The organism is Corallococcus sp. 4LFB (genome assembly GCF_046520365.1).
GTDB lineage: Bacteria > Myxococcota > Myxococcia > Myxococcales > Myxococcaceae > Corallococcus > Corallococcus caeni.
The window spans coordinates 1-1,143 of record NZ_JBKGHJ010001043.1 but is presented as its reverse complement, the minus strand read 5'-3'; the positions used below and the strand labels follow the sequence as shown (position 1 = coordinate 1,143).

The window sequence follows — 1,143 nt, the reverse complement described above, 5'->3', positions numbered from 1 at the left end:
TGTCCGCGGGCTCGGGCTCCCGCGCGGCGGCGGCGGGACGGGCTGCCGCGGGCACGGGCTCCTGGGCCACGGAGCGCGCCAGCTGCTCCACCATGTCCACGGACATCGACTCGTCATCCGGCGGCGGAGGCGGGGGCGGCGTGAGCGCTCCGGCCTGCTGGGCGACGGCGTCCGCAGCTGGACGAAGCGGGGCGGCAGCGGCTGGCGGTAGATGATGGAGATCCACTCGCGCACCCGCAGCTCGATGGCGACCCACAGCTCCAGCGGCTTGCCCAGGAGGAAGCCGACCTCGTCCAGCTCCTTCTTGGGCACCGGGTAGGCGCACGCCACGTGCAGCGTGTTCCCGTCCAGGGACAGGGGGACGACGCTCAGGCGCTCGGCGATCTTGGGGGGGATGAAGCTGGCGACGTCGAGGTTGGGCTCGAAGTCCACCAGGTTCACGGGCCGGAAGCCGGAGACCTCGCCCAGCATCGCGAGGACGTCCGCTTCGGTGAAGCCGCGCTCCAGGAGCGCGGTGTCCAGGTGGCCGCCCTGGGCCTGATGCAGACGCAACAACTCCCCGGCCTGCTCCTGGGTCAGGAGGGCGCGTGAGACGAGGTGCTGGGCAAGACGCGAAGGCATGAAGCCGCGGCATCTTACGGCCGCGGCCGCAAGGCACAATGAGCCGGTTTCAGCTCGGTTGGACGACGAAGGTGGACGTCAGCTTGTCATGGAGCGTCTGTCCGCGGCGGTCGAACAGCGCCATCCAGAAGCCGCCCAGGAAGAGAACGAAGGAAAGCCCGGCGAGCAGCGCCCGGAAGATGGCCCGGCCCGGGGTGGGCGCCATGCCGTGGGTATCCACCAGCCGCAGGCCCAGGAGCAAGCGTCCCAGGGTCCTGCCATTCCACAGGAAGGCCGCGACCGCGCAGTACACCGTGGCGAGCACCAGCACCAGCACCACGCCCGGCAGCAGCACGGTGTGCAGCGCGCGCAGCCAGGCGACGAACGCGTCCAGCCCGGTCAGCCCCGGCTGCGGACCCTTCACGCCCGCGACCGACGAGGCCAGGGTGATGTAGGCCGCCGCCACGGCGCTGATGGCCGCGGTGTCGACGGTGAAGGACAGCAGCCGGCGCCACAGCGAGGCGGGCCGCGCGTGGACCTCGG

1 protein-coding gene and 1 pseudogene are annotated in these 1,143 nt (G+C 71.7%); both read right to left on the bottom strand.

The genetic code is table 11. From position 1 onward, the window contains the following. Positions 1 to 621, bottom strand: a pseudogene (locus ACLEQD_RS43905) (FrgA protein); the annotation flags it as partial. Positions 622 to 670: 49 nt separating this feature from the next. Then, a partial coding sequence (locus ACLEQD_RS43900; protein WP_410391869.1) for an RDD family protein occupies positions 671 to 1,143 on the bottom strand: 473 nt, incomplete at its 5' end.